Annotated in this window: 18 protein-coding genes; 5 read left to right on the top strand and 13 right to left on the bottom strand. The window is 60.9% G+C overall.

Annotated elements, in window-relative coordinates:
* Positions 1–49: 49 nt before the first annotated feature.
* From uvrC to acs, 11 genes are all read right to left on the bottom strand, one after another.
* The gene (gene uvrC, locus AB0O97_RS03840) at positions 50–2,056 is read right to left on the bottom strand and encodes an excinuclease ABC subunit UvrC (RefSeq protein WP_363880064.1); all 2,007 of its coding nucleotides are present in this window, start codon (positions 2,054–2,056) and stop codon (positions 50–52) included.
* A 2-nt stretch (positions 2,057–2,058) separates the two neighbouring features.
* Complete coding sequence (locus AB0O97_RS03835; protein WP_363880061.1) at positions 2,059–2,727, bottom strand: lysophospholipid acyltransferase family protein; 669 nt, start codon at positions 2,725–2,727, stop codon at positions 2,059–2,061.
* Positions 2,714–3,514 (bottom strand): HAD hydrolase-like protein, encoded by an 801-nt coding sequence (locus tag AB0O97_RS03830; protein WP_363880059.1) that lies wholly within the window; start codon positions 3,512–3,514, stop codon positions 2,714–2,716. The genes AB0O97_RS03835 and AB0O97_RS03830 overlap by 14 nt, the downstream gene beginning before the upstream one ends.
* 109 nt (positions 3,515–3,623) lie before the next feature.
* Positions 3,624–6,503, bottom strand: coding sequence for an excinuclease ABC subunit UvrA (gene uvrA, locus AB0O97_RS03825; RefSeq protein ID WP_363880056.1), 2,880 nt, complete (start codon positions 6,501–6,503; stop codon positions 3,624–3,626).
* Between the two features lie 151 nt (positions 6,504–6,654).
* Positions 6,655–7,044 carry a GntR family transcriptional regulator gene (locus AB0O97_RS03820; RefSeq protein ID WP_363880053.1) on the bottom strand — a complete coding sequence of 130 codons (390 nt, stop codon included), beginning with the start codon at positions 7,042–7,044 and terminating at the stop codon, positions 6,655–6,657.
* Positions 7,041–8,978, bottom strand: coding sequence for an ABC transporter ATP-binding protein (locus AB0O97_RS03815; protein ID WP_363880050.1), 1,938 nt, complete (start codon positions 8,976–8,978; stop codon positions 7,041–7,043). Before AB0O97_RS03815 ends, AB0O97_RS03820 begins: the two co-directional genes overlap by 4 nt.
* A complete protein-coding gene (locus AB0O97_RS03810; protein WP_363880047.1) occupies positions 8,975–10,780 on the bottom strand; it encodes an ABC transporter ATP-binding protein in 1,806 nt (601 codons plus the stop codon). Before AB0O97_RS03810 ends, AB0O97_RS03815 begins: the two co-directional genes overlap by 4 nt.
* Positions 10,781–11,382: 602 nt before the next feature.
* On the bottom strand, positions 11,383–11,886 hold the full coding sequence (locus AB0O97_RS03805) for a CoA-binding protein (RefSeq protein WP_363880044.1): 504 nt from the start codon (positions 11,884–11,886) through the stop codon (positions 11,383–11,385).
* Positions 11,883–13,253 carry an O-acetylhomoserine aminocarboxypropyltransferase/cysteine synthase family protein gene (locus AB0O97_RS03800; RefSeq protein ID WP_363880041.1) on the bottom strand — a complete coding sequence of 457 codons (1,371 nt, stop codon included), beginning with the start codon at positions 13,251–13,253 and terminating at the stop codon, positions 11,883–11,885. The genes AB0O97_RS03805 and AB0O97_RS03800 overlap by 4 nt, the downstream gene beginning before the upstream one ends.
* Positions 13,253–14,431: a dimethylsulfone monooxygenase SfnG gene (gene sfnG, locus AB0O97_RS03795; protein ID WP_363880038.1), complete on the bottom strand. Its 1,179-nt coding sequence runs from the start codon at positions 14,429–14,431 to the stop codon at positions 13,253–13,255. Before sfnG ends, AB0O97_RS03800 begins: the two co-directional genes overlap by 1 nt.
* Positions 14,431–16,386: an acetate--CoA ligase gene (acs, locus tag AB0O97_RS03790; RefSeq protein ID WP_363880035.1), complete on the bottom strand. Its 1,956-nt coding sequence runs from the start codon at positions 16,384–16,386 to the stop codon at positions 14,431–14,433. Before acs ends, sfnG begins: the two co-directional genes overlap by 1 nt.
* Positions 16,387–16,659: 273 nt before the next feature.
* Between acs and AB0O97_RS03785 the strand changes: the two genes are divergently transcribed.
* Complete coding sequence (locus tag AB0O97_RS03785) at positions 16,660–17,232, top strand: flavin reductase family protein (RefSeq protein WP_363880032.1); 573 nt, start codon at positions 16,660–16,662, stop codon at positions 17,230–17,232.
* Positions 17,233–17,293: 61 nt separating this feature from the next.
* Complete coding sequence (locus tag AB0O97_RS03780; RefSeq protein ID WP_363880029.1) at positions 17,294–18,409, top strand: FAD-dependent oxidoreductase; 1,116 nt, start codon at positions 17,294–17,296, stop codon at positions 18,407–18,409.
* Positions 18,410–18,508: 99 nt separating this feature from the next.
* Here the strand turns inward: AB0O97_RS03780 and AB0O97_RS03775 are convergent, their stop codons facing one another.
* Both AB0O97_RS03775 and AB0O97_RS03770 read right to left on the bottom strand, forming a co-directional pair.
* Entirely contained in the window at positions 18,509–19,168 is a 660-nt protein-coding gene (locus AB0O97_RS03775) for a PIG-L family deacetylase (RefSeq protein WP_363880027.1), read from the bottom strand.
* On the bottom strand, positions 19,165–19,971 hold the full coding sequence (locus tag AB0O97_RS03770) for a trans-aconitate 2-methyltransferase (protein WP_363880024.1): 807 nt from the start codon (positions 19,969–19,971) through the stop codon (positions 19,165–19,167). The genes AB0O97_RS03775 and AB0O97_RS03770 overlap by 4 nt, the downstream gene beginning before the upstream one ends.
* Before the next feature lie 79 nt (positions 19,972–20,050).
* Between AB0O97_RS03770 and AB0O97_RS03765 the strand changes: the two genes are divergently transcribed.
* The 3 genes from AB0O97_RS03765 to AB0O97_RS03755 are packed head-to-tail and all read left to right on the top strand — an operon-like array spanning position 20,051 to position 24,445.
* Positions 20,051–22,597, top strand: coding sequence for a DUF3516 domain-containing protein (locus AB0O97_RS03765; RefSeq protein ID WP_363880021.1), 2,547 nt, complete (start codon positions 20,051–20,053; stop codon positions 22,595–22,597).
* Between the two features lie 22 nt (positions 22,598–22,619).
* The gene (locus AB0O97_RS03760; protein ID WP_363880018.1) at positions 22,620–23,135 is read left to right on the top strand and encodes a GNAT family N-acetyltransferase; all 516 of its coding nucleotides are present in this window, start codon (positions 22,620–22,622) and stop codon (positions 23,133–23,135) included.
* Positions 23,132–24,445, top strand: a complete 1,314-nt coding sequence (locus AB0O97_RS03755) for an alpha/beta fold hydrolase (RefSeq protein ID WP_363880015.1) — start codon at positions 23,132–23,134, stop codon at positions 24,443–24,445. Before AB0O97_RS03760 ends, AB0O97_RS03755 begins: the two co-directional genes overlap by 4 nt.
* Positions 24,446–24,523 lie beyond the last annotated feature (78 nt).

Below are 24,523 nucleotides of genomic sequence, written 5' to 3'. Positions count from 1 at the left end.
CACCATAGAGTCCCCGGGCTAAGTTCCCTATAACGGGCCCAGCCGGGTACTAGTCCAGAATTTCGCCCGTAGTCATATTGACCGCTGGCGCCTGTGGCTGTTTTTGCTCCTGGGTATTCAAGGTGTCGTAGATGGCTTGGGCGAGGACGGGTCCAATGCCCTTGGCCTCCCCCAGCTCTTCCAGGGTCGCAGCCCGGACCTTCTTCAGGGAACCAAAATGTGCCAGCAAGGATTTCTGCTTGGCAGCGCCCATTCCCGGAACCGTGTCCAGCACCGAAGCGGTCATGGCCTTGCCGCGCTTGGCACGGTGGAAGGTGATGGCGAAACGGTGGGCCTCGTCGCGGATGCGCTGGAGCAGGTACAGCCCTTCCGAGGAACGCGGGAGGATCACCGGGAAATCACTGTCTGGGACCCAGACTTCTTCGAGCCTCTTTGCCAGTCCGACGACGGCCACATCAGTAATACCCAAATCTGCCAGTGCGCGTGAGGCTGCGTTGACCTGCGGAATGCCACCATCCACCACCACCAAGTTGGGCGGGTAGGCGAACTTGGACTTTGGCGTCTCAACCAGCAACTCTTCACCCTCTGCAGTCAGAGCTGGAACCGGTTCAGAGCCAAGTTCACCGCTGGTGCCCACACTCTGGGCACGCAGCTCCTTCTCGGCCAGGTAGTTGCGGAAGCGGCGCGTGATCACGTCATACATGGAAGCGGTATCGTCGATGGCGGCGTCGCCCGTGATGGCAAATTTGCGGTACTCGCTCTTCTTGGCCAGCCCGTCCTCGACCACCACCATGGAGGCCACCACATTGGTGCCTTGGACGTGGGAGATGTCGTAGCACTCGATGCGCAGCAACGGCATCGGCAAATCAAGCGCTTCCTGCAGCTCCTGCAGAGCCAGCGAACGGGTGGTCAGATCGCCCGCACGGCGCGACTTGTGCAGAATCATGGCCTGCCGCGCGTTGGCTTGAACGGTGTCCATCAGGGCCGCCTTTTCACCACGTTGGGGCACTTTGATGGAAACCTTGCCCTCGCGCAAACTCCCCAACCAAACGGACAATTCTTCATGGTTGGTGGGCAGCTCAGGCACCAGAATATTGCGCGGAATGGAGTCCTGCTCGGAGTCTTCACTGCCGTACACCTGCTGCATGAGGTGTTCCCAAAGCTCGGCGTCGGTGGCGTCTTCAACCTTCTCCACAATCCAGCCACGCTGTCCGCGGATACGCCCACCACGGACGTAGAAGACCTGCACCGCGGCTTCGAGGTCATCCTGTTCGACGGCGAAGATGTCCGCGTTGGTGTCTTCGGTCAGCACCACGGCATTACGCTCAAAGACTTTCCTCAGGGCAATGATGTCATCACGCAACCGGGCAGCCTGCTCGTAATCTAGCTCAGCCACGGCGGCGGCCATCTTCTTTTCCAGCGTGCTGATGAAGCGTTTGGCCTCCCCGCCCATGAAGTCGCAGAAATCCTGCGCCAGCTCCTTGTGGTCCTCGACGCTGATCCGCCCCACACACGGCGCGGCACACTTGTCGATGTAACCGAGCAGGCAGGGACGCCCGCTGCGTTCAGCGCGGCGCAGCACACCCACACTGCAGCTGCGAACAGGGAACACGCGCAGCAGCGTGTCCATGGTTTCGCGAATGGCACCGGCGGTGTATGGCCCAAAATAACGGGTGCCCTTGCGCCGCTCACCGCGCATGACCTGCACCCGCGGGAACTTCTCACTCATGGAGACAGCCAAATACGGATACGTTTTATCGTCCCGGAACGCCAAGTTGTAGCGCGGCGTGAATTCCTTGATCCACGTATATTCCAGTTGCAGGGCTTCAAGCTCACTGCCCACAATGGTCCACTGCACGCTCGCGGCATGGTGAACCATGGCGTGGGTTTTGGGCAGCAGGGTGGCCGGATTGGCGAAGTAGGAATTCAGGCGCGAGCGGAGGTTTTTGGCTTTACCCACGTAAATGATGCGCCCGTGCTCATCACGGAACCGGTAGACGCCCGGATCCGTAGGAATTTCGCCCGGCTTCGGCCGGTAAGTTGAGGGATTTGCCATGACTATTCCACGACGGGGCTCTGGTTGTATTTGCTGCTGCGTTCCTGACCGCTGAGCTCGCCGATGGCGTCCATGATGGTGTCCGTGACCAGACGGCGGGCCGGCAGCGAATGGTCTGGGCCGGTCTTATCGAAGTACAACGGTTTGCCAAAGCGCAGCGTAAACCGCGCAGGCCGGAAGCCCTTGCTCCCGGCTGGCTGCAGCTTTTCGGTGCCGATGATACCCACGGGAACCACGGGAGCGCCGGTGGTCAGTGCCAGCCAGCCCACACCGGTGCGGCCACGGTACAAAATGCCGTCGCGGGAACGGGTGCCTTCGGGGTAAATACCTACGCCTTCATTGCGGCCCAGAATCTCCAGCAGCGTCTTGAGCGCCTGCACGCTAGCTGCCTGTTCGCCACGTTCCACGGGAATGGAATTCACGGACTCGAAGAACGTTTTCATGAGCTTGCCTTTCACACCCTTCCCCGTGAAATATTCCGCCTTCGCGAAGAAGGACACGGGGCGCGGCGTGAGCGCCTGAACAATCACCGAATCGAAGAACGACAGGTGGTTGGGCGCCACAATGAACGGCCCGTCAGTGGGCACATTCTCCAGCCCCTCCACGGTAGGACGACACACGGCCGCAATGGTGCCGCGCGTCAGCACCCTCGTTGCGTCATACAGCGCCATGCCCAGCCTCCCCTGTTGCTGTGTCGGCTCCCATGCCAGCTGCGGTTCCCGCAAGTACGGCAGCTAATTCGTGTGTTGAATGGACGACGGCGGTAGCTCCTGCCGCCGCCAACTCACCGTCCCCAGCAAATCCCCAGGCGACCCCGATGCACCCGAGTCCGTTGCTCTGGGCACCGTTCACATCCTGGTACCGATCCCCCACCATGACGGCGGTGAGCTCGGTACCAGGGGTGGCAACGAGAGCAGCAATGGCGCAGGTGTGGGCCAGCGCGGCAGCAATAATCTCAGTCTTGCCCGGGCGGTATTCCGGATCACCCGGCTTGAGTGTTTCATCGGCGTGTGAGCCGCAAATGGTGTGGAACAAGGTATCGATGCCGTGGTGCGCCAGCAGCTTCTTGGCCAGCGGCTCGGGCTTTTGCGTTGCAACGGCGAGGTAAACGCCGCTGTTCTTCAGCTCCGTCAACAACTCACGGATGCCCGGATAGACCTGTGACATGGCCATGCCCTGTTCGCCGTACCAGCCTCGGTAGGCTGCGATGACGCCATCGACCTGAGCCTCGGGAACTCCGGCGATGTTGACCAGTGCATCGGCCAACTTGGGGCCGATCATCTTGCTGAGCTCGCTTGTTGCCGGCACGGGCAGGCCCTTGGCGCGCAACGCGTATTCCACGCCGCCGGTGATGCCACCGGCTGGGTCAACGAGCGTCCCGTCGAGGTCGAAAAGAACCACCCAAGGCAGGTTGTCACGTTTTTTGCCAGCGGTCATGGCAGGAATCACTGTAGTCACGTCCACCAGTTTCTCACGAGCCAGCCCCCACCATGCCCATCCATGCAGCAAGTGGCATACATGACTAGCCACAACGGAGGGCACTGGGCAGCGTGGGAGGGCGTGGGGATTACAAAACCTCGCGCAAGAACGTAGCCGTGTGGCTCTCCTTGTTCTTGGCGAGCTTTTCCGGAGTGCCGGTGGCCACCACACGGCCGCCGCCGGTGCCGCCGTCGGGGCCCAGATCCACGATCCAGTCGGCACTCTTGATGACATCGAGGTTGTGCTCAATGACAATGACCGTATTGCCCTTGTCCACGAGCCCCTGCAGCACCAGCAGCAGTTTGCGAATGTCCTCGAAGTGCAGGCCCGTGGTGGGCTCATCGAGCACATAGATGCTGCGGCCATTGGAGCGCTTCTGCAGTTCTGCAGCGAGCTTGACGCGCTGCGCTTCACCGCCGGAAAGCGTGGTCGAGGCTTGCCCCAAGCGCACGTAACCAAGTCCGACGTCGACCAGCGTGCGCAGGTGCCGGGCAATGGGGGTGAAGGCGGCGAAGAAATCGGCGCCTTCTTCGATGGGCATGTTCAGGACGTCGGCAATGGACTTGCCCTTGTAGTGCACCTCGAGGGTTTCGCGGTTGTAGCGGGCACCGTGGCAGACCTCGCAGGGCACGTAGACGTCCGGCAGGAAGTTCATTTCGATCTTCAGCGTGCCGTCACCGGTGCAAGCTTCGCAGCGTCCGCCCTTGACGTTGAAGGAGAAGCGGCCCGGCTGGTATCCGCGCATCTTGGATTCGTTGGTCTCGGCGAAGAGCTTGCGAATGTTGTCAAAAACACCCGTGTACGTGGCCGGGTTGGAGCGCGGGGTGCGGCCAATGGGGCTTTGGTCGACGTGCACCACCTTGTCCAGGTGTTCCAGGCCGTCGATGCGCAGGTGGCGTCCGGCAACCTGCTTGGCTCCGTTGAGCTTGTTGGCCAGCACCTTGTACAGGATCTCATTGACCAGCGTTGACTTGCCGGAGCCACTGACGCCGGTGACAGCTGTCAGCACGCCCAAGGGGAACTTCACATCAATGTTGAGCAGGTTGTTTTCGCGCGCACCAACCACGGCGAGTTCCCGTGCTTTGTCATACTTGCGGCGCTTGGCCGGAAGTGCGATGGACTTGCGCCCGGACAGGTAATCGCCGGTCAACGAGCGGGTGTTCGCCAACAGATCCGGCAAGGAACCGGAGTGCACCACTTCGCCGCCGTGTTCACCGGCGCCGGGGCCAATGTCAACGATCCAATCGGCTTCCTTGATGGTGTCTTCGTCATGCTCCACCACAATGAGCGTGTTGCCCAGGTCCCGCAGACGGGTCAGGGTGCCAATGAGGCGGCGGTTATCGCGCTGATGCAGGCCAATGGACGGTTCATCGAGTACGTACAGCACGCCCACCAGACCGGAGCCGATCTGGGTGGCCAGGCGGATGCGCTGGGCTTCACCGCCGGAGAGCGTGGCTGAGGCGCGTTCTAGGTTCAGGTATTCCAAACCGACATCGAGCAGGAACTTCAGGCGGGCCTGGATTTCCTTCAGCACCTGGCTGGCAATCTGTGCTTCGCGGCCCGTCAAGACCAGGTTGGAGAGGAAGTCAAAGCAGTCGCGCATGGACAGGGCGCAGACCTCGGCGATGGACTTGCCGTTGATCAGCACCGAGAGGGAGGCCGGGTTCAGCCGCGCACCGCCACAGGCGGGGCAGGGAATCTGGCGCATGTACTCTTCGTAGCGGTCACGGGCGGAATCGGATTCCGTCTCGCCGTGCTTGCGGTGAATGTACTGGATGGCGCCTTCAAAGCCGGTGCTGTATTTGCGTTCGCGGCCAAAGCGGTTCTTGTACTGCACCACTACCTTGTGGTCCTTGCCGTACAGGATGGCGGTGCGCGAATCGGTGTCCAACTTATTCCACGGGGTCTCCATCTTGAAGTCCAGCTCCGTGGCCAGACCTTCAAGGAGCCTGTTCCAGTACTCGGTGGTGGCGGTTCCCAAGGACCACGGTGCAATGGCGCCTTCGCGCAAGGACAGGAATGGGTTGGGAACTACCAGTTCCTCGTCCACTTCGAGCTTGGTACCAATACCGCTGCACGCACTGCAGGCACCGAAGGGGTTATTGAAGGAGAAGGAGCGCGGCTCAATCTCATCGATGGCGAGGGGGTGTTCGTTGGGGCACGCCAGATTCTCGGAGAAGGAGCGGATCCGTCCGTCATCGCCGGGCTCAAGGTCCACGAGTTCCGCCAGCACCCGTCCATCGGCCAGGCCCAGAGCGGTTTCGACGGAGTCGGTGAGGCGCTGCTGAATGCCGTCCTTGACGACCAAACGGTCAACCACCACTTCGATGGTGTGCTTGAACGTCTTTTTCAGTTTGGGCGGATCGCTGAGCTGAACTTGCTCACCATCTACCTTGGCGCGGGAGTAGCCCTTGGCCGTGAGCTCCTTGAACAGCTCAACAAACTCACCTTTGCGGTCACGAACTACCGGGGCCAGAACTTGGAAGCGGGTGCCTTCGGGCATTTCCAGCAGCTGATCCACAATTTGCTGCGGCGTCTGCTTGGCGATGGGCTCACCACAAACGGGGCAATGGGCCGTACCCACACGGGCCCAGAGCAGGCGCATGTAATCGTAAATCTCGGTGATGGTGCCCACCGTGGAACGCGGGTTTTTCGACGTCGACTTTTGATCGATGGACACGGCCGGGGACAGGCCTTCTATGAAGTCAACATCCGGCTTGTCAACCTGGCCCAGGAACTGCCGCGCATAGGCGGAGAGCGATTCCACGTAGCGGCGCTGACCTTCAGCAAAAATAGTGTCAAAGGCGAGAGAGGACTTGCCTGAGCCGGACAGCCCTGTGAAGACGATCATGGAGTCGCGGGGCAGGTCAAGGTCAACGTTGCGCAGATTATTTTCCCGGGCACCCTTGACAATCAGGCGTGACAAATCCGGGCGGGCGGCGTTCACAGGTGTTGCTGGCTGGGCCATTATTTCCTTCGCATAGCAGTCCGCGGCAAAGCCGCTACACGTGGCGAGCGTCCGCCACGCAAGTGTTTTCCTACATCAGTATAATCGAAAGTTCGTTCGAACAATGGCTCGAATCGGCGCTTTCTTCGGCTCTGGCTTGAGCGCTAAAAAATCAGCCGCCGGTGCGTTCCAGAGCGGCGGAGACAATACGCAGAGCCTGAGCCCGCGGCATCCCCAATTCACGCACGACGGCGGCATAAGAGTCCGCGGCTTCGGCCACCGCAGCGGCAATCTTGTCACCGCCGGAAGCAATAGCTGTCCCACTGCGTCCTGCCGTGATCACAATGCCTGCTTGCTCCAACTCCCGGTAGGCCCGGGCTACAGTGTTGGCTGCAACCCCTAGATCCGTGGCCAGAGCACGAACCGAGGGCAGTTTGGTGCCCACGGCCAGCTCCCCTGAAGAGGCTAGGTCCAGAATCCGCAGCCGGACCTGTTCAAACGGGGGCACCGTCGATTCCAAGTCCAATCGCCACCGGCGCATCAATACATCCATGGAGTTCATACCTGGCTCACCTCTTCCACCATTGGATCGCCAAATTGGCTCATATAGAGATCGTAATAGAATCCCCTGTGAGCGAGCAGCACGTCATGGCTGCCCTGTTCAATAATGCGACCACTATCCATCACCAGTATGAGGTCAGCATCGCGAATAGTGGAGAGTCTGTGAGCAATAACAAAACTGGTCCGGTTGGCACGCAGCTTATTCATGGCTTGGCGGATCATGACTTCGGTGCGCGTATCGACGCTGCTGGTGGCCTCATCCAAGATCAGAATGCCCGGATTGGCGATCCAGGCCCTGGCAATCGTCATGAGCTGGCGCTGCCCCTGACTCAGCCCGCCGCCGTCGTCCGTGAGAACTGTGTCATAGCCATCCGGGAGCGAACGGACAAAGTGATCTACGTGTGTTGCTACGGCCGCTTCTACGATCTCTTCCTCGGTAGCGCCCAGCTTGCCGTAGGCCAGGTTTTCCCTGATGGTGCCACCAAAGAGCCACGCGTCCTGGAGCACCATGCCGAACTGGCTGCGGAGGTCATCGCGGGTTAGCTGGGCTGTGTTGACGCCGTCCACCGTGATGGTGCCCGAATCAATCTCGTAGAAGCGCATGAGCAAGTTGACCAAGGTGGTCTTGCCGGCGCCGGTGGGCCCCACGATGGCCACGGTTTCCCCCGGCTCGGCCACGAGGGACAGGTCCTTGATGAGCGGATCCCCCGGGGTGTAGCTGAAGTTGACGTGATCAAAGACCACGCGGCCCGCAGGGGGAGCCAGCTTTGCAGCGGGGACGTGATCGGGAGTCTGCTCTGTGGCGTCGAGCAGCTCAAAGACGCGCTCTGCGGAGGCGACCCCTGATTGGAGCAAGTTGATCATGCTGGCAATCTGAGCCATGGGCTGGCTGAACTGGCGCGAGTACTGAATGAACGCCTGCACGCTACCAATCGTGAGCACGCCCTGGGCCACCTGAATGCCGCCGAGTACCGCAACCACCACGTAGTTGAGGTTGGAGATGAAGTTGGTGCTGGGCATGATGATGCCGGAGATGAACTGGGCCTTGGCGCTTGATTCATAAAGGGAATCGTTGGAGACCCGGAACTTCTCAATAGCCTGCTTCTGCTGCCCAAACGCCTTGACGATTTCATGGCCCGTGAACATTTCCTCCACATGACCGTTGAGGTCTCCGGTGCTCTTCCACTGAGCTGCGAACTGCACCTGCGAGCGCTTGGCGATCATGATGGTGATGACAGCAATAATGGGCACCGTCACGAGCGAGATGCCAGCCAGTAGGGGCGAGATGGAGAACATCATGCCTAGGACGCCGCATACCGTCAGGACGGCGATGAGGATCTGCGTCAATGTCTGGTTCAGCGTTTGGGAGAAGTTATCAATGTCATTGGTAACGCGTGAGAGCACATCGCCGCGAGATTCCTGTTGGAAGTGCGACATAGGTAGCCGGTCCAACTTTGCCTCAATGTCGCGGCGCAGTCTGTACATGGCTCGCTGGACTATGCCCGTGGTGACAAAGCCCTGACCCCAGTTGAAGAAGAAGGCAGCTATGTACAGGCTCAAGACAATCATGAGCACCTGGCCCAGGGCGCCTAGATCCATGCCTTGGCCGGGCACCACGTTCATGGCGTTGAGCATGTCCGCCAGCTGGCCCTGCCCCTTGGCGTGCAGCTCGGCCACGGCTTGGGCTTTGGTGGTACCGGCCGGGAACTGGCCGAGCATCTTGCCCACCACGCCGTCGAAGATGATGTCGGTGGCGTTGCCGAGGATCTTGGGCGCTACTACGGACAGGCCAACCGAGATAGCTGCCATGATCACCACGAGAGTGATGCGGATCTTGTCCGGGGCCATAAGACCCAGGATTCGTTTCAGACTGGGACCAAAGGCCATGGCCTTTTGGGGTGGACCGCCGCCGCGGCCGCCGCGCATCATGCTCATGAGAGGCCTCCGTCACGGGTGGTGGTGGGGTTGGTTTCCGTGCTGCTGGTGCTGTCCATGGCCGGAGCCTCTAAGTCATCGTCTGCTCCTAGCTGCGAGTTGACGATTTCCTGATACGTGGGGCAGCTGTCGAGCAACTGCTCATGGGTGCCTTGGCCTACTAACACCCCTTCGTCTAGGACCAGGATGTTATCTGCGTCCCTGATGGTGCCTACCCGTTGGGCTACAACCAGAACTGCCGCGTCGCGGGTGACCGGTTTCAGTGCTGCCCGGAGTTTGGCATCCGTTGCATAGTCCAGAGCCGAGAAGCTGTCATCAAAAAGGTACACAGAGGGTCCGGCGGCAATGGCTCGGGCAATACAGAGCCGTTGGCGCTGTCCACCGGAGACGTTGGAGCCTCCCTGCTCTATAGGGGCCTCTAAGCCTTCAGGCATGTCCCGGACAAAGTTCGCAGCCTGTGCTGTCTCCAATGCTTGCCACAGTTGATCATCCGTAGCGTCTGGGTTTCCCATGCGAATATTGCTCGCTACCGTACCCGTGAACAAGTAAGCCTTCTGCGGTACGAGCCCAATAGAGCTGCGCAGCGCTTGCAAGGTCACGTCCTTGATGTTGTGTCCGCCCAACTGGATGCCACCCTCGGTGGCGTCCAAGAGTCTTGGTATGAGGTTCACCAATGTGGACTTGCCGCTACCGGTGGAGCCAATGATCGCCGTCGTGCTTCCCGGGGAGGCGGTGAAGCTGACTCCGGAGAGGACTGGGGCCTGGGCTCCGGGGTAGGTGAAGGTGGCGTTCGTGACGTTGAGGCGGCCATCGAGGCGGGTGACATGCACGGCGTCGGGGCCATCGACCACGCTGGCTTCGGTGTTCAGGACTTCGGTGATGCGTTCTGCGCTGACGGCCGCGCGCGGGATCATCATGAACATGAACATGGCCATCATGACGGACATGAGGATTTGCATGATGTAACTCAGGAATGCGGTGAGGGCGCCAATCTGCATGTCACCAGCGTCAATGCGTTGCCCGCCAAACCACAGCACACCCACACTGGTTACGTTGACCACGAAGAAGATGGTGGGGAACATGAGCGACATCAGCCGCCCTGCCCGTAACTGGGAGGCGGTGAGTGCGCCGTTGGCCGTGGCGAATCTTTCCGCTTCGTAGTCGCGGCGGCCAAACGCGCGGATGACGCTGATACCGGTGATCTGTTCGCGCAGCACCCCGTTGATGTCATCGAGTTGGCGCTGGACTTTACGGAAGGTGGGGACCAGCACGCGAACGATCAAGCCGATGGCGATGAGCAGCACAGGCAGGATCACCAGTAACAGGCCCGAGAGGGGAACATCCTGGGCCATGGCCAGCACAATCCCGCCAATGCACATGATGGGTGCCATGACCATCATGGTGAAGGACATCAGTGTCAGCATCTGCACCTGCTGGACGTCATTGGTGGTGCGGGTGATCAGGGACGGTGCGCCAATGATGCCCACCTCTTGGGAGGAAAACGTCTCCACTTTGTCAAAAATGTCGCGGCGGATTTGCCGTCCTACGCCCATGGCAAGCCTGGCGCTCAGATACGTGGCCGCGATGGCACACACCACCTGGCCTGCAGTAATGAGCAGCATCCACAGACCCAGATTCAAGATGACGTCGATCTGACCCTTGACCACACCGTCGTCAATGATGTCGGCATTGAGGGTGGGCAGATACAAGGTGGCGAGGGTAGAGAGGAATTGCAGCACCACAATCGCGATCAATGACGCCTTATGCGGCGCCAGATTGCGGGCAATCAGTTGAAACAGCACCTATCCTCCTGATGGTCTCGGCGAGCGTGTTCTTGGTCCAGCTATCAAGCTACTCCTAGCGGCTTGCGAATGTCAGTCATCTATCCCGTGAGTTTGCCGTGGCCTGGGGCGCCTTGTGGGCGGGGTGCCCGGGCACGGGCGCAAGCGAGTGCCAGCGGGTGCCAGAACGCTCGCCGGACAGTTTTGGGCGCTCGCCACCCATCGAGCCGTCACATCACGCCGCTTTGGGGTGATCTAAGCGGCATTATGTGACTGCTCGATGGTCCGTGGTGCGGGGATCGGTCTACCTCGACGCACTACCGGGCTTCGTTGCCCGCAATGTGGCGCCGCTACCGGCCTGTGGGTGCTGTTGCCGTACACTTCTGACCCCTTCCGGCCCGAAAACGTACAGGAGGTGCACACTCGAAAGTGGATCGGGGCTGTTTCTCCCGAACTGGACCGGCTAGGGAGACTCCAGACGCAAAAGGGACGGCGCTCGCGGGATCGGACGGCCGTATAAGACCATCCCATCCCGCAAGCGCCGTCCATTTTCGCGCCAACATTTCGCGCCAACATTCCACTGATCGGTAGCCCGGCAGCCGGACACCGAAAGGGCGTAATAATTAGGCGACGACCTGCCGCTTGGAGGAAATCACGCCGGTGTCGAATCCTGCCAGGTGCAAACCACCGTGGAAGCGGGCGTGTTCAATCTTCACGCAGCGGTCCATGACTACTTCCAGTCCGGCAGCTTCAGCCTTAGCCGCAACGTCCTCGTGCCAGGAGCCCAACTGAAGCCACAGGCTCTTTGCCCCAACGGCAATGGCTTCATCCAGAACGGTGGGCAGATCGTCATGGCGGCGGAATACATCCACCATGTCCGGGACTTCCGGCAGATCAGCCAATGACTTGTACACCGGCTGGCCCAGGATTTCCGTAGCTACCGGGTTCACGAAGTAGACGCGGTAGCTACTGGAAGAGAGCAGATACGTCGCCACGAAGTAGCTGGCCCGTGACGGCTTATCCGAGGCTCCCACAATGGCGATCGACCGAGTCTTGCGCAGAATGGCCAGGCGTTCGGGAGCTGAGGGGCCAACCCATGAACGTTCGGGAGTACTCGTGGTGCTCATGCGTTTGCTCCGATCGTGCAGGACGCCGCGGCTTCGTCAGTGGCAGCAGCGGCATCTGTGGCAGCAGCACGACTGGCAATGAACTCCTGCGCGATGGTCAGCGCCTGATCAAGGTCCCACAGGATATCTGCGAGATCTTCCAGACCAACGGAAATGCGGATCAAGTCCTCGGGGACTCCGGCTGCCTCAAGCTGATCTGCCGTGAGCTGCTGGTGGGTGGTGGAACCCGGGTGCAGCACCAAGGTGCGTGAGTCACCAATGTTGGCCAAGTGGCTGGCCAACTGGAGGGAGTCGATGAACTTCTTTCCGGCAGCACGTCCTCCGCGCACACCGAATGCGAACACCGAGCCAACACCCTTGGGCAGGTAGTGCTGTCCACGCTCAAAGTGCGGGTGGCTGGGCAGTCCGGCGAACTGCACCCAGGAGACGCGCTCATCGGCTTCGAGCCAGGCGGCCACAGCGGCGGCGTTGCGCAGGTGCTCATCCATGCGCTGCGGCAGCGTTTCTACACCCTGCAAGAGCTGGAATGCGGACTGCGCCGAGAGCGCCGGACCAATGTCGCGCAACTGCTCGGAGCGCAGCTTGGTCAAGAAGCCGTACTCACCAAAGTTGCCCCACCAAGACACGTTGCCGTAGGAGGCTACGGGCTCGGTCATGGAAGGGAACTTGCCGTTGCCCCAGTTGAAGCGGCCCGATTCCACCACCACGCCACCCAAGGTGGTGCCGTGTCCGCCCAAGAACTTGGTGGCCGAGTGGATCACAATGTCGGCACCGAATTCGATGGGGCGGATCAAATACGGGGTGCTCAGGGTGGCATCAACCACCAGCGGCACTCCGGCTGCGTGAGCCACATCAGCCAGCCCCTGCAGATCGGCAATGTCGCCGGAGGGGTTGGCCACGATCTCCGTGTAAACAGCCTTCGTGTTTTCCTTGATAGCGGCAGCAAAGTCGGCCGGATCCGTGGAATCGATGAAGGTGGTGTCCACACCGAAGCGGCGCAGCGTCACATCTAGCTGGGTGATGGTTCCGCCATACAGCTTGGAAGAGGCCACAATGTGGTCCCCTGCCCCCGCCAGTGCGGCAAAAGTGACGAATTCCGCTGCCATGCCCGACGCCGTTGCAACAGCACCGATGCCACCTTCCAGAGAAGCAATGCGCTCCTCAAAGGCTGCCACGGTGGGGTTACCAATGCGTGAGTAAATGTTGCCGTACTTTTGCAGCGCAAAGAGGTTCGCGGCGTCGTCGGTGTCTTTGAACACGAACGAGGTGGTCTGGTAGATGGGCACCGCGCGGGCGCCGTGCTCGGAATCAGGCGTGCCGCCCGCGTGCAGAGCGCGCGTGCGGAAGCCGAAGGAATGCTCAGTCATTAGGCGCTCACCTTGTCAAAGTTGGTGATGGGCAGCAGAGAGGTGTCCAGCTCAGTGCCGTGCTTGCGGGCCAGGTCGGATTCGAGTTCGCGCACAATCGGCATGACGTCCCGGCCGAACGCGGCTGTTTCTTCCTGGAAGTGCAGGTAGCCGGTCAGCAGCAAGTTCACGCCGCGCTTCTTGTATTCCACGATGCGTGTGGCGATCTGCTCGGGGGTGCCGATCAGTTCGGTCTTGAAGCCATCGTTGTACTGGATCAGGTCCTCGAAGGAGGAATCGGCCCACATGCCCTTGCCATCCTTGGTGGAGGCTCCGGCCTCCTTGACGGCGGCGGCGAATCCTTCCACGGCGGGGCGGTGTGCCTTGGCGACGATCTCGCGCAAAGTCTCGCGGGCTTCCTTCTCGGTGTCGCGGGCAATGACGAAGCCGTTGAGGCCAAAGCGCGGCTTGCGGCCGGACTCGGCAGCTGCGGCCAAGACGCCGTTGACGTTTTCGCTGTAGCCCTCCAGGGTGCGGCCGTTGGAGAAGTACCAGTCGGCGACGCGGCCGGCCGTAGCCTGGGCAGCGGTGGAGTTGCCGCCGAAGAAGATCTCCGGATGCGGGCGGCCGGGCACGTCAACGGGTGCCGGGTTGAGCGTGAAGTTATTGATGTTGTAGTACTTGCCGGCCTGGGAGTATTCCCTCTCCGTCCAGAGTCCACGCAGCACTCGGATGAACTCTTCGGTGCGGACGTAACGTTCGTCGTGCTCCAGCCAATCGAGACCAAAGTTCACGAACTCGTCCTTGAGCCAGCCGGAGACAATGTTCACGGCAGCGCGACCGTTGGAGAGGTGATCGGCGGTGATGATGAACTTGGCCAACACACCGGGGTGCCACATGCCGGGATGGACGGCGGCGATGACCTTCAGGCGCTCCGTCGCACCGAGCAAAGCGAGCGAGAAGCTCGTGGCCTCGTGCTGCTGATCGGCGCCGTAGGAGGCCGCGTAGCGGGTCTGCGTCAGAGCATATTCGAAGCCGCTATTCTCGGCGATTTGGGCCAGCTTCTTGTTGTACTCGAAGCTCCAATCCGTGCGCTGTTCGATGGTGCTCACCACGAGGCCACCGGAAACGTTGGGGACCCAATAGGCAAATTTGAGCGGAGTGGCGAGGTCTGCAATGTTTTCTGGTGCAATGCTCATCAGTGATCTTTCTTTTTGTACTGGGTAACGGACGCGATAATTCCGGCCATTGATTCTTCGTTTTGGAGCGAGGTGGTATCGCCCAGAGGCGTCCCCTCAAACATTTGTGTCAGCAAACGCCGCATGATTTTCCCAGAGCGGGTCTTGGGAACATCGGGAACTACGACGACGGCGCTTGGCTTGGCGATGGGCCCAATCTTGTGTGCCACGTGGGCACGCAGCTGGTCCTGGACTTCCGCGGCGGAGTGACTTTCGCTGTCCGCTAGGACGACGAATGCCACCACTGCATGGCCGGTCAAAGCGTCGGTCACGGGGGTGACACCGGCTTCAATGACGTTGGTGTGGGTGACAAGTGCCGATTCAATTTCGATCGTGGAGAGTCGGTGTCCGGAGATGTTGATGACGTCATCGATGCGGCCAAGGATCCAAATGTGGCCGTCGGCGTCATACTTGGCGCCGTCGCCGGCCAAGAAGTAGCCCTGCTTGGCGAACTTGCGCCAGTAGGAATCCAGGTAGCGCTGCGGGTTTCCCCACACGGTCCGGGCCATGGCCGGGCCAATTCCGTCAACCACAATCAGACCTTGGACATCGCGCCCAACGTCAGTTCCGGCGTCGTCCACGATGCGTACGCTCACGCCGGGCATGGCACGGGAGGCACAGCCAGGTTTGAACTCGGTATCGCCGGGGCGTGGAGAAAGGATGGTGGCGCCGGTTTCGGACTGCCACCAGGTGTCCACCATGGGGAGAGTGCCTCCGCCGAGTTGATCGCGGAGCCAGTTCCAAGCCTGCGGGTTGACGGCTTCGCCGACGGTTCCGAGCAGGCGCAGGGAGGAGAGGTCGTGGTGGGCGGGGACGCCGTTGGGGAACCAGCCCATGAGCGAACGGACCAGCGTGGGTGCCGTGTAGTAGCTGGTGACACCGTAGCGTTCAATGATCTCAAAATGCCGGCCAGGGTGCGGGGTATTGGGCGTGCCTTCGAAGATGACCTGCGTGACGCCGTTGGAGAGCGGCCCGTAAATTTCGTAGGTATGCGCCGTGACCCAGGCAAGATCGGCAGTGCACCAGTGAACGTCGTTCTCGCGCAGGGCCGGATTCGGGTTGCTGAACAGGAGTTCGTGACTGTAGGAGGCCTGAGTGAGGTAGCCGCCGGTGGTGTGCACCAAGCCCTTGGGCTGGCCGGTGGTTCCGGAGGTGTACATGATGAACAGCGGCGTTTCGGCGTCAAAGTATTCGGCCGTATGCTCCGTGCTGGCTTGTCCAACGGCGTCATGCCACCAGATATCCCTGCCGTCGGTCCAGTCAATCCCGGATCCTGTGCGGCGAACCACGAGGACGTGTTCGATCGCGTTGTCACCCGCCACGGCGGCGTCGGCGTTGGCCTTGACGGGAACCGCCTTGCCGCGTCGGAACTGACCATCGGTGGTGACCAGCAGCTTGGCGCCAGTGTCTTCAACGCGGAACTGCAAGGCTTCGGCGGAGAAGCCGCCAAAGACGAGGGAGTGGACGGCACCAATCCGGGCCACGGCCAAGGTGATGATGATGGTTTCGGCGATGACGGGTAGGTAGATGACTACGCGGTCGCCCTTGCCGATGCCCAAGGCCTTCAGCGCGTTGGCTGCCTGGCACACCTCATCTTGGAGTTCCTTATACGTAATGGCGCGCCGGTCTCCCGGTTCACCTTCACAGAACAGTGCCACCTTGTTGCCGTTGCCGGCGTCGACATGCCTGTCTACGCAGTTGACGGCTGCGTTGAGTTTGCCGCCGGCAAACCACTCGATGCGCGGAACCTGAAGTTCGCCGGTGACGGCGTTCATGGCAGGTTCAAAGCTGTGGTCGGTGTGCCACGGTTCGGCCCAGTCAAGCCGGTTGGCTTGCTCGGCCCAAAAGTTCACCCTGGCGGCGTCTTCGGCCGTACGCGAGGTCACGGTGGTGGGGGCAAAACTAGTGGTATTCATCAAAACTCCATCAAGGCCGCCGTGTACAGGCGCATAGTGCGGCATCCTTGGCCCAGATCTCTTGGCCGCAAGAAATATTTCTTCATAACTAGACCCCACAAATGCGTTACATGCCAAATTTTCATGTCATAAAGGGTCACTATGTGGAACTTATGAAGTATTGGGAAACATTTGTCCTTGACGAATCGTCCAATAGTTCACGAGAGTGATACTTTTTCACTTATGACAGCAGCCGCAGTCCACGCCGACTTTGGCCGCACTAAAGGAGAGTCCATGTCGCAGTCAACCGTTTTCGCCGAGCCCAAACAGGTCACCCATCCCGGTTTCCATGAAATGCTCAGCGCCGACGATTTCAAAGCTGCGTTCCGGAACCATCCCGCAGGCGTTGCCGTAATTACGGCGGACATCGGCGAGGGGCCTGTTGGGCTGACGGCAACCTCAGTCATCTCGGTTTCAGCCAACCCGCCGCTTGTGGTCTTTTCCTTATCCTCAGCGTCGTCCTCGACGCCCACGGTCAAGCAGGCCGAGACGGTAGTCATTCACCTATTGGGTGCGGATCAGATCTCTCTGGCCAAGAATTTTGCAACGAGCGGCATCGACCGCTTCGCTGACACCTCGATCTGGTCGCGCCTGATCACCGGGGAACCTGTACTACCCTCGGCTAATGCGTGGATGCGTGGACGGATTGTCAACCAGATGGACGCCGGCGATTCCACGGTTGTGGCCGTACAGATTCTGCAGGTGAACCTGCCTGGTGAATCCGGCCGCACAGCAGAACAGGCACGTCCGCTGGTCTACCACGATCGCACCTGGCACTCCCTGAGCGAAACCTCAGTAGTCAAGTAGCTCCGGCCCTAATGTTGGCCGCAGCCTTAACAGAATTCCCGAAGAGTTCACAGTAGAGATCATGAGTATTAAGACTGACGTGGTTGTTATTGGTGCTGGCGCCATGGGCTCAGCAGCAGCATTGGCCGTTGCCCGCAGCGGAAAATCCGTCGCCGTGTTGGAGCAGTTCCCGGAGGGGCACAGCCTCGGGGCTTCCCATGGGACCACCCGCAACTTCAACACTGCTTACCAGCAGCCGGAGTATCTTCGGCTGGTCAGCGAAGCGCGCCTGCTGTGGGATGAGCTCGCTGAAGAAACCGGCGTGCAGCTACTGGACCTGGTGGGACTGGTCAACCATGGCCATGAAGTAGCACTAGAAAACACCCGGCAAGCACAGCAGGAAGCTGGCATCAGCAGCTCATTCCTGTCACCGCAAGCGGCCATGGAGCGTTGGGCAGGCATGCGCTTTCGTAGCAGAGTCCTCTACGTACCGGAGGCTGGCAGGATCCGGGCAGCGAATGCTCTCACCGCCCTGAAATCTGCCGCTCAAAACCGAGAAGCGCAGTTCCTGTACAAAACCACCGTGCGGAATCTCGCAGTGCTCGGCGACGACCTCGTAGCGGTGTCTACCGACAGCGCTGAATACCGAACCACCCGCGTCATTGTGACCGCTGGCGCATGGACCCAAAAGTTAATCGGCGGAATAGTCCAACTCCCGCGGCTTGTGGTGACGCAGGAGCAACCAGCGCATTTCCAGACTGTCAGCGACGGGCTCGAATGGCCCTGTTTCAACCACAACCCCGAGCCCGGAGTCCCGGAAGATGACTTTTGGTACAGCCCTATTTACGGGATGCTAACTCCGGGCGAAGGTATCAAGGTCGGTTGGCACGGCGTGGGTCCCGTGGTTGATCCGGACGCCCGGGACTTCACAGCCGAGACGCGCCAGATGGATGCTCTCCTACGCTATGTGCGGGAGTGGTTCCCCGGTTTGGATGCCGAACGATTCGACCCCATCAGCTGCACTTACACCTCTACCGAATCAGGCGACTTTATTCTTGACCGGTTCGGCCCCGTTGTGGTCGGCGCGGGATTCTCCGGTCACGGTTTCAAGTTCACGCCTGCCATCGGCCGCATTCTGGCCGATCTTGCTGACGGCATCGCCGCCCCAAAGTTGTTCCAGGCCCCGCACAGAAGTTGAGCGCGAAGACGCCGAGGTTGGTGCAGCCACCTAACGCCGCCGCCGGCTGGCCCGCCCGAACTCAGCCGTAAAGCTCAAACGCTACGACGCCGCCCGCCGTCACCATCTGCGTTTGCTCCCGGGCCTGCTCCTCCACGGGCGCATCGCTAAGGGCGCGGAGGTATTCACCGTGTTCAGCCAAGGAAGCCACGGCTTTCTCGACACTGGCTTCCGACACTTTTTGAGCGTGGGTAGGCTGCGGGAACTGATCGCCACCCAACGCACCTTGTGACGCGCTAAGCCTTCCGCCAAGAGTTCGGGAAAGATCCAATCGTTGTCCGCATCGCCCACAGCGTCAAGGACGGCTCGGCCAACAGCCCTGTGATCGGCCGAGTTCCATCGCCCCGGGCCCCACTCATCCCGGTGATTCAAGGTCAGCACCAGATCGGGCCGTGCACGGCGAATCTCCCGCGCGAAGTCTCTACGTAACGCCAACCCTTCCTCAATCCTCCCGTCCGGATGATCGAGAAAGACCAAGTCCGAGACACCCACCCGAGCACACGCATTCTGCTGCTCCATGGACCTCAGCGGACCCGATTCCTCGGCCGCCATGCCAGCAATTCCGGCCTCACCACGGGTGGCCAGCACATAGCTGACCTCTTTACCCTCGGCCGTCCATTGCGCCACGGCCGCTCCCATCCCGTACTCGGGGTCATCCGGATGCGCCACGATCACTAGCGCCCGCTGCCAGTCCTGCGGAAATTGCTCAAGGTCAGTCATTGTTTCTCTCCCACCATGAAGATCCGCCGAAACGGATAAATTGTGCCATGCTCCCCCGTTGGATAGGCATCGACCAATAGCGCGGCGTACTCATCCTCGAACGCCGTAGCTTCACTAGCAGAAAGCGCACCCAAAACGGGCCTCAGCGCCGTCCCTCGAACCCACTCCAGAACCGCATTTTCGCCCTGTAACAGTTGGTTATAGGTGGTCTCCCACACGTCCACCCTAGCCCCGCCACTGAGGAACAGTTCCTGATAGACGGCAGGTTCGGCCACCACGTCGTCGTGCTGCAGCACCCGGCCAAGTTGCTTTCGCCACCGGGAACTCTCGGCCAGTTCTCGCATCAAAACGTGCGACGGCGCTCCAAAGTTTCCGGGTACCTGCACTCCCAGCCACGCGCCAGGGTGCATGGTCGCCAACCAGCCAGACATCAATTCGCGATGCCCCGGCACCCACTGCAGGGCAGCGTTGGAGACTATGACATCAGGAGGAGCGCCGGGGGCGGAAGCACCGGCCAAGGGTGACCATGCGGCAATATCGCCCTGCACAAATGACAGCCCCGGAACAGTCAAACCCTGCGCCTTCTCCACCATGGCTGCCGAACTATCCAATCCCACCACTGACGCCTGCGGCCAACGCCGCGCCAAGGTAGCCGTCAGATTGCCCGGCCCACAGCCAAGGTCAACTGCACTCGCGGGCGCCACTGCTCCAATGCGGGAGGTGAGATCAAAGAAGGGCCTGTCACGGAAATCGCCGAACTTACGGTACTGAGCTGGTTCCCACACAAATGGTTGATCCGTCATGGCGTTATCCTGCCACATGCCATTCCGCACGGGCAGGGGTTCAGCAGTGGCAGCTGCGACCGCCTAAGCTGGGATGACCATGAATCTTCTTGAACAGCTTGCCACCCTAAATCCGCAGACCTCCACCGACGACGACGTATTGGACGCGTTTTTGGAGTGGACCTTAGACCGGGGGCTGGAGCTGTACCCAGCTCAGGAAGAGGCCGCACTGGAGCTGGTGAGCGGCAACAACGTGATTTTGTCGACCCCCACAGGTTCAGGCAAATCGATGGTGGCCATCGCGGCGCACTTCAACGCCATGGCCCGCGGCGCAGCCAGCTACTACACGGCCCCCATCAAGGCGCTGGTCTCGGAGAAGTTCTTCGCCCTGTGCGAGATCTTCGGAGCAGAAAACGTTGGCATGATCACCGGTGATTCCTCCGTGAACCAGGACGCACCCATCATCTGCTGCACGGCTGAGATCCTGGCAAACATTGCGCTGCGCGAGGGCGAAGATGCCGATGTTGGCGTGGTCATCATGGACGAGTTCCACTACTACTCCGATCCCCAGCGTGGCTGGGCGTGGCAGTTGCCCTTGCTGGAACTGCCGCAGTCGCAATTCCTGCTCATGAGCGCCACTCTGGGCGATGTCAGCCGTTTCGAGAAGGAGCTCACAGAGCTGACCAACCGCGAGACCACCACCGTTTCTTCCGGTGAGCGCCCCATCCCGCTGCACTACTACTACGTGCAGACCGGCGTACATGAATCCCTCGAGGAACTGCTCGCCACCAAACAGGTCCCGGTCTATGTGGTGCACTTTAGCCAGGCCGAGGCCATTGACCGCGCCCAGACCCTCATGAGCATTAACGTGTGCACGCGTGAGGAGAAGGACAAGATTGCCGAGCTCATTGCCGGTTTCCGCTTCTCCGCAGGTTTCGGCAAGACTCTGAACCGTTTGGTCCGCCACGGCATTGGCGTCCACCACGCCGGAATGCTGCCCAAGTACCGCCGCCTTGTGGAGCAGCTGGCCCAGGCCGGCCTGATGAAGGTCATCTGCGGCACCGACACCCTCGGCGTGGGCATCAACGTGCCCATCCGCACCGTGTTGCTGACTGCTTTGAGCAAGTACGACGGCGTCCGCACTCGCGTTTTGCAGGTGCGTGAGTTCCAACAAATCGCTGGCCGAGCAGGCCGCGCAGGCTATGACACCGCTGGCACCGTCATTGTGCAGGCACCCGAGCACGTTATTGAGAACACCAAGGCCATGGCGAAGGCCGTGGCCAAGTTTGGCGACGATCAGAAGAAGCTCCGCCAGGTGGTCAAGAAGAAGCCGCAGCAGGGTTTTGTCAGCTGGGGTGAGCCCACATTCACGCGCCTAGCCGAATCCGTGCCGGAACCGCTGACCTCCAGCTTCACCATCACGCACGCCATGCTGCTGAACTTGCTGGAACGCCCCGGCGATCCCTTCCAAGCAGCGAAGGCCTTGCTGACCGAGAACCACGAATCACCGGCCAAGCAGCGCGTGCTGATGCGCAAGGCCATCGGCATGTACCGCGAACTCCTGGGCGCCGGCGTTGTAGAACGCATCCCCGAGGACGAGCTCGAGAATGATGGCCGCACTGTGCGCCTCACCGTGCACCTGCAGATGAACTTCGCGCTGAACCAGCCGCTCTCCCCCTTCGCCCTGGCTGCCCTAGACTTGCTGGATCAGGAATCGCCCAGCTACGCCCTGGATGTCATTTCCGTCATTGAGTCCACGTTGGAAAAGCCACGCCAGATCCTCTCGGCCCAGCTCAAGCGTGAGCGCACCGAAAAGGTTGCGGCCATGAAGAGTGAGGGCATCGAGTACCACGAGCGCATGGCCATCCTCGACGAAGTCACCTACCCTATGCCTCTCTCGGAGCTGCTATTCGAGGCCTTTGAGGTCTACCGCAAGGCCTCCCCGTGGATGGGTGACTTTGAGCTTTCCCCGAAATCGATCATTCGCGATATGTATGAGCGCGCCATGAACTTCGGTGAATACGTCCAGTATTACCAGCTGGCTCGCTCCGAGGGAATCGTGCTGCGGTACCTGACGGACGCCTACAAGGCCCTCCGCCAGACCGTCCCCCAGGATGCACTCCGCGAAGACCTCGAGGACATCATTTCCTGGCTGGGCGAGCTGGTCCGCCAGGTAGACTCCAGCCTGCTCGATGAGTGGGAGAAGATGACCAACGGGGACTCCACCGATGGCGCTGGCCTGCTGGAGGAAACCGCACTGCCGCCTGCCCCGCCTCGTCTGACGGACAACGCCCGAGCCTTTAGGGTCATGGTCCGCAATGAGATGTTCCGCCGCGTGGAGCTCGCTGCCGATGATGACTATGAGGCGCTGGGGAAGCTCGACGGCGAACACGGCTGGGATGCGGACCGCTGGGCCGATGCGCTGGATGAGTACTGGGACGAACACGAATACATTGAGTCCGGCCCGGCCGCCCGTGGCCCCGCGCTGTTGCACATCGCCCCGTCGGATGACAACTGGACCGTGCGCCAAACCATCGTTGACCCGGCAGGCAACCACGATTGGTTTATGCACGCCACAGTGGATCTTGACGCATCGAATGAGGCGGGTGCCGCCGTCGTACTTTTCAAGGAATTCAGCCGTATGTAGAGGTGCGCGATAAGCTCAGTGCATGAATTTGCTTCGCACTGCCGTGCCCGCCGATGTCCCCGCAATCCTTGGCATGATTCACGATCTGGCTGTCTATGAAAAAGAACCAGACGCCGTGAAGAACACGCCCGAGATGCTCCGCACCAGCCTGTTTGGCGAGAATCCGCAGGTGTTCGCGCACGTGGTGGACTCCCCCGCTGCCGGCGAACCCATTGTGGGGTTTGCCCTGTGGTTCCTGAACTACTCGACGTGGGAGGGCACGCACGGGATCCATCTCGAGGACCTGTATGTGCGGCCCGAGGCGCGTGGGGGCGGCTACGGCAAAATGCTGCTCCAGCACCTGGCGCAGATCACGGTGGAGCGCGGCTACGCCCGCATGGAGTGGAGCGTGCTGGACTGGAATGAGCCGTCCATCAACTTCTACAAGTCGTTCGGGGCGGCGCCGATGGATGGGTGGTCGGTGTTCCGTTTGGATGGCGAGGCGCTGGCAAAATTCGGCGCTTCGGCTGCCACCGAGACCGCAGGAGCCCAGTCATGAGCGATTCCTTTACAGTCCTTTCGGAGATGGCCAGTTCGGAAGCGTACACTGCCCGCGGTGTGCGCATGCGAGATCATTTCTTCACCGTGCCGCTGGATCATGCACAGCCCCAAGGCCCCACCATCGAAGTGTTTGCGCGCGAACTCAGCGATGCGCGCATTGATGCCGAGGAGCTCCCCTGGTTGCTGTTCCTCCAGGGCGGCCCGGGTGGACGCGGCAACCGCCCGGCTGGCCTAAGCGGCTGGCTCGCCGAGGCCGCCAAACACTTCCGCGTGTTGATGCTTGACCAGCGCGGCACCGGACTTTCGACGCCGGCCACTCGCCAAACCTTGCCCCTCGCCGGGGACGTGGCTGCCCAGGCAGACTACCTTTCTCATTTCCGAGCTACCGATATTGTGGCCGACGCCGAGCTCATCCGCGCCACGCTGGGCTCTGAGCCGTGGAGCATCTTTGGCCAAAGCTATGGCGGCTTCTGCGCGTTGACGTACCTCTCTTTCGCGCCGGAGGGTGTCCGCGAGGCACTCATCACGGGCGGCCTGGGCCCGCTGACCGGGCCCGCAGACCAGGTGTATCAGGCTACGTTTGACCGCCTGCGAACCCGCAATGCCGAGTACTTTGCGAAGTACCCTGAGGACCGCGAACTGCTCACGCACATCATGCGGCACACGTCCGAGGTCGAAGAACTGCTGCCTACGGGTGAGCGGCTCACGCCCGAACGCGTGCAGATGTTGGGCAGCTTTTTGGGCGGTAATACCCGTTTCGATGCCTTGCACTTTGTCCTCGAGGATGCGTTCACGTCAACGCTCGACGGCGTCCGCCTGTCCGACACGTTCTTAAGCACCGTTTCGGCCTATGTGAGCCGTGCGGCCAATCCGCTCTACGCGTTGATGCACGAATCCATCTATGTGCAGGACTCCCCGAGCGACTGGGCAGCCGCCCGCGTGCTGGCGCTGAACCCGGATTTCTTGCCGGATGCGCCGGAGCCGCTACTCACCGGTGAAGCCATCTACCCGTGGTACTTCGAACAGGATCCTGCCCTTGTTCCTTTGAAGGGACTGGCTGATGTGCTGGCTGCTCGCACCGAGGGCTGGGGCCCGCTGTATGACGTTGCTCAGTTGGCCAAAAACACCGTGCCCGTGGCCGCCGCCGTCTACAGCGATGACATCTTCGTGGACCGCGAGATCTCCATGGCCACGGCCGCAGCCGTCAAGGGACTCCAAGTATGGGAAACCGCCGACTTCCACCACGACGGCATTGCCGACGACGGTGAAGGTATCTTCGCCCGGCTCCTTGGCATGGTTCGGGCGTAAATCCCCAGTAGTCGAGGCCCCCGGTGGTTGAGCCTGTCGAGACCCACGTTTCGACAGGCTCAACCACTCACGCCTTGG

This window comes from Specibacter sp. NPDC078692 (assembly GCF_040686835.1).
Taxonomy (GTDB): Bacteria; Actinomycetota; Actinomycetes; order Actinomycetales; family Micrococcaceae; genus Specibacter.
The sequence above is the reverse complement of the archived record's forward strand: the minus strand, read 5'-3'. Positions and strand labels throughout refer to the sequence as shown.

Coding starts and splice junctions, on each gene's coding strand:
- AB0O97_RS03835 (WP_363880061.1), bottom strand. CDS start 2,727: ATGGCGCTGTATGACGCAACGAGGGTGCTGACGCGCGGCACCATTGCG.
- AB0O97_RS03780 (WP_363880029.1), top strand. CDS start 17,294: ATGAGTATTAAGACTGACGTGGTTGTTATTGGTGCTGGCGCCATGGGC.
- AB0O97_RS03805 (WP_363880044.1), bottom strand. CDS start 11,886: ATGAGCACCACGAGTACTCCCGAACGTTCATGGGTTGGCCCCTCAGCT.
- AB0O97_RS03815 (WP_363880050.1), bottom strand. CDS start 8,978: ATGAGCATGATGCGCGGCGGCCGCGGCGGCGGTCCACCCCAAAAGGCC.
- AB0O97_RS03800 (WP_363880041.1), bottom strand. CDS start 13,253: ATGACTGAGCATTCCTTCGGCTTCCGCACGCGCGCTCTGCACGCGGGC.
- AB0O97_RS03770 (WP_363880024.1), bottom strand. CDS start 19,971: ATGACGGATCAACCATTTGTGTGGGAACCAGCTCAGTACCGTAAGTTC.
- AB0O97_RS03820 (WP_363880053.1), bottom strand. CDS start 7,044: ATGAACTCCATGGATGTATTGATGCGCCGGTGGCGATTGGACTTGGAA.
- AB0O97_RS03785 (WP_363880032.1), top strand. CDS start 16,660: ATGTCGCAGTCAACCGTTTTCGCCGAGCCCAAACAGGTCACCCATCCC.
- AB0O97_RS03775 (WP_363880027.1), bottom strand. CDS start 19,168: ATGACTGACCTTGAGCAATTTCCGCAGGACTGGCAGCGGGCGCTAGTG.
- uvrA (WP_363880056.1), bottom strand. CDS start 6,503: ATGGCCCAGCCAGCAACACCTGTGAACGCCGCCCGCCCGGATTTGTCA.
- AB0O97_RS03765 (WP_363880021.1), top strand. CDS start 20,051: ATGAATCTTCTTGAACAGCTTGCCACCCTAAATCCGCAGACCTCCACC.
- sfnG (WP_363880038.1), bottom strand. CDS start 14,431: ATGAGCATTGCACCAGAAAACATTGCAGACCTCGCCACTCCGCTCAAA.
- uvrC (WP_363880064.1), bottom strand. CDS start 2,056: ATGGCAAATCCCTCAACTTACCGGCCGAAGCCGGGCGAAATTCCTACG.
- AB0O97_RS03760 (WP_363880018.1), top strand. CDS start 22,620: ATGAATTTGCTTCGCACTGCCGTGCCCGCCGATGTCCCCGCAATCCTT.
- AB0O97_RS03755 (WP_363880015.1), top strand. CDS start 23,132: ATGAGCGATTCCTTTACAGTCCTTTCGGAGATGGCCAGTTCGGAAGCG.
- acs (WP_363880035.1), bottom strand. CDS start 16,386: ATGAATACCACTAGTTTTGCCCCCACCACCGTGACCTCGCGTACGGCC.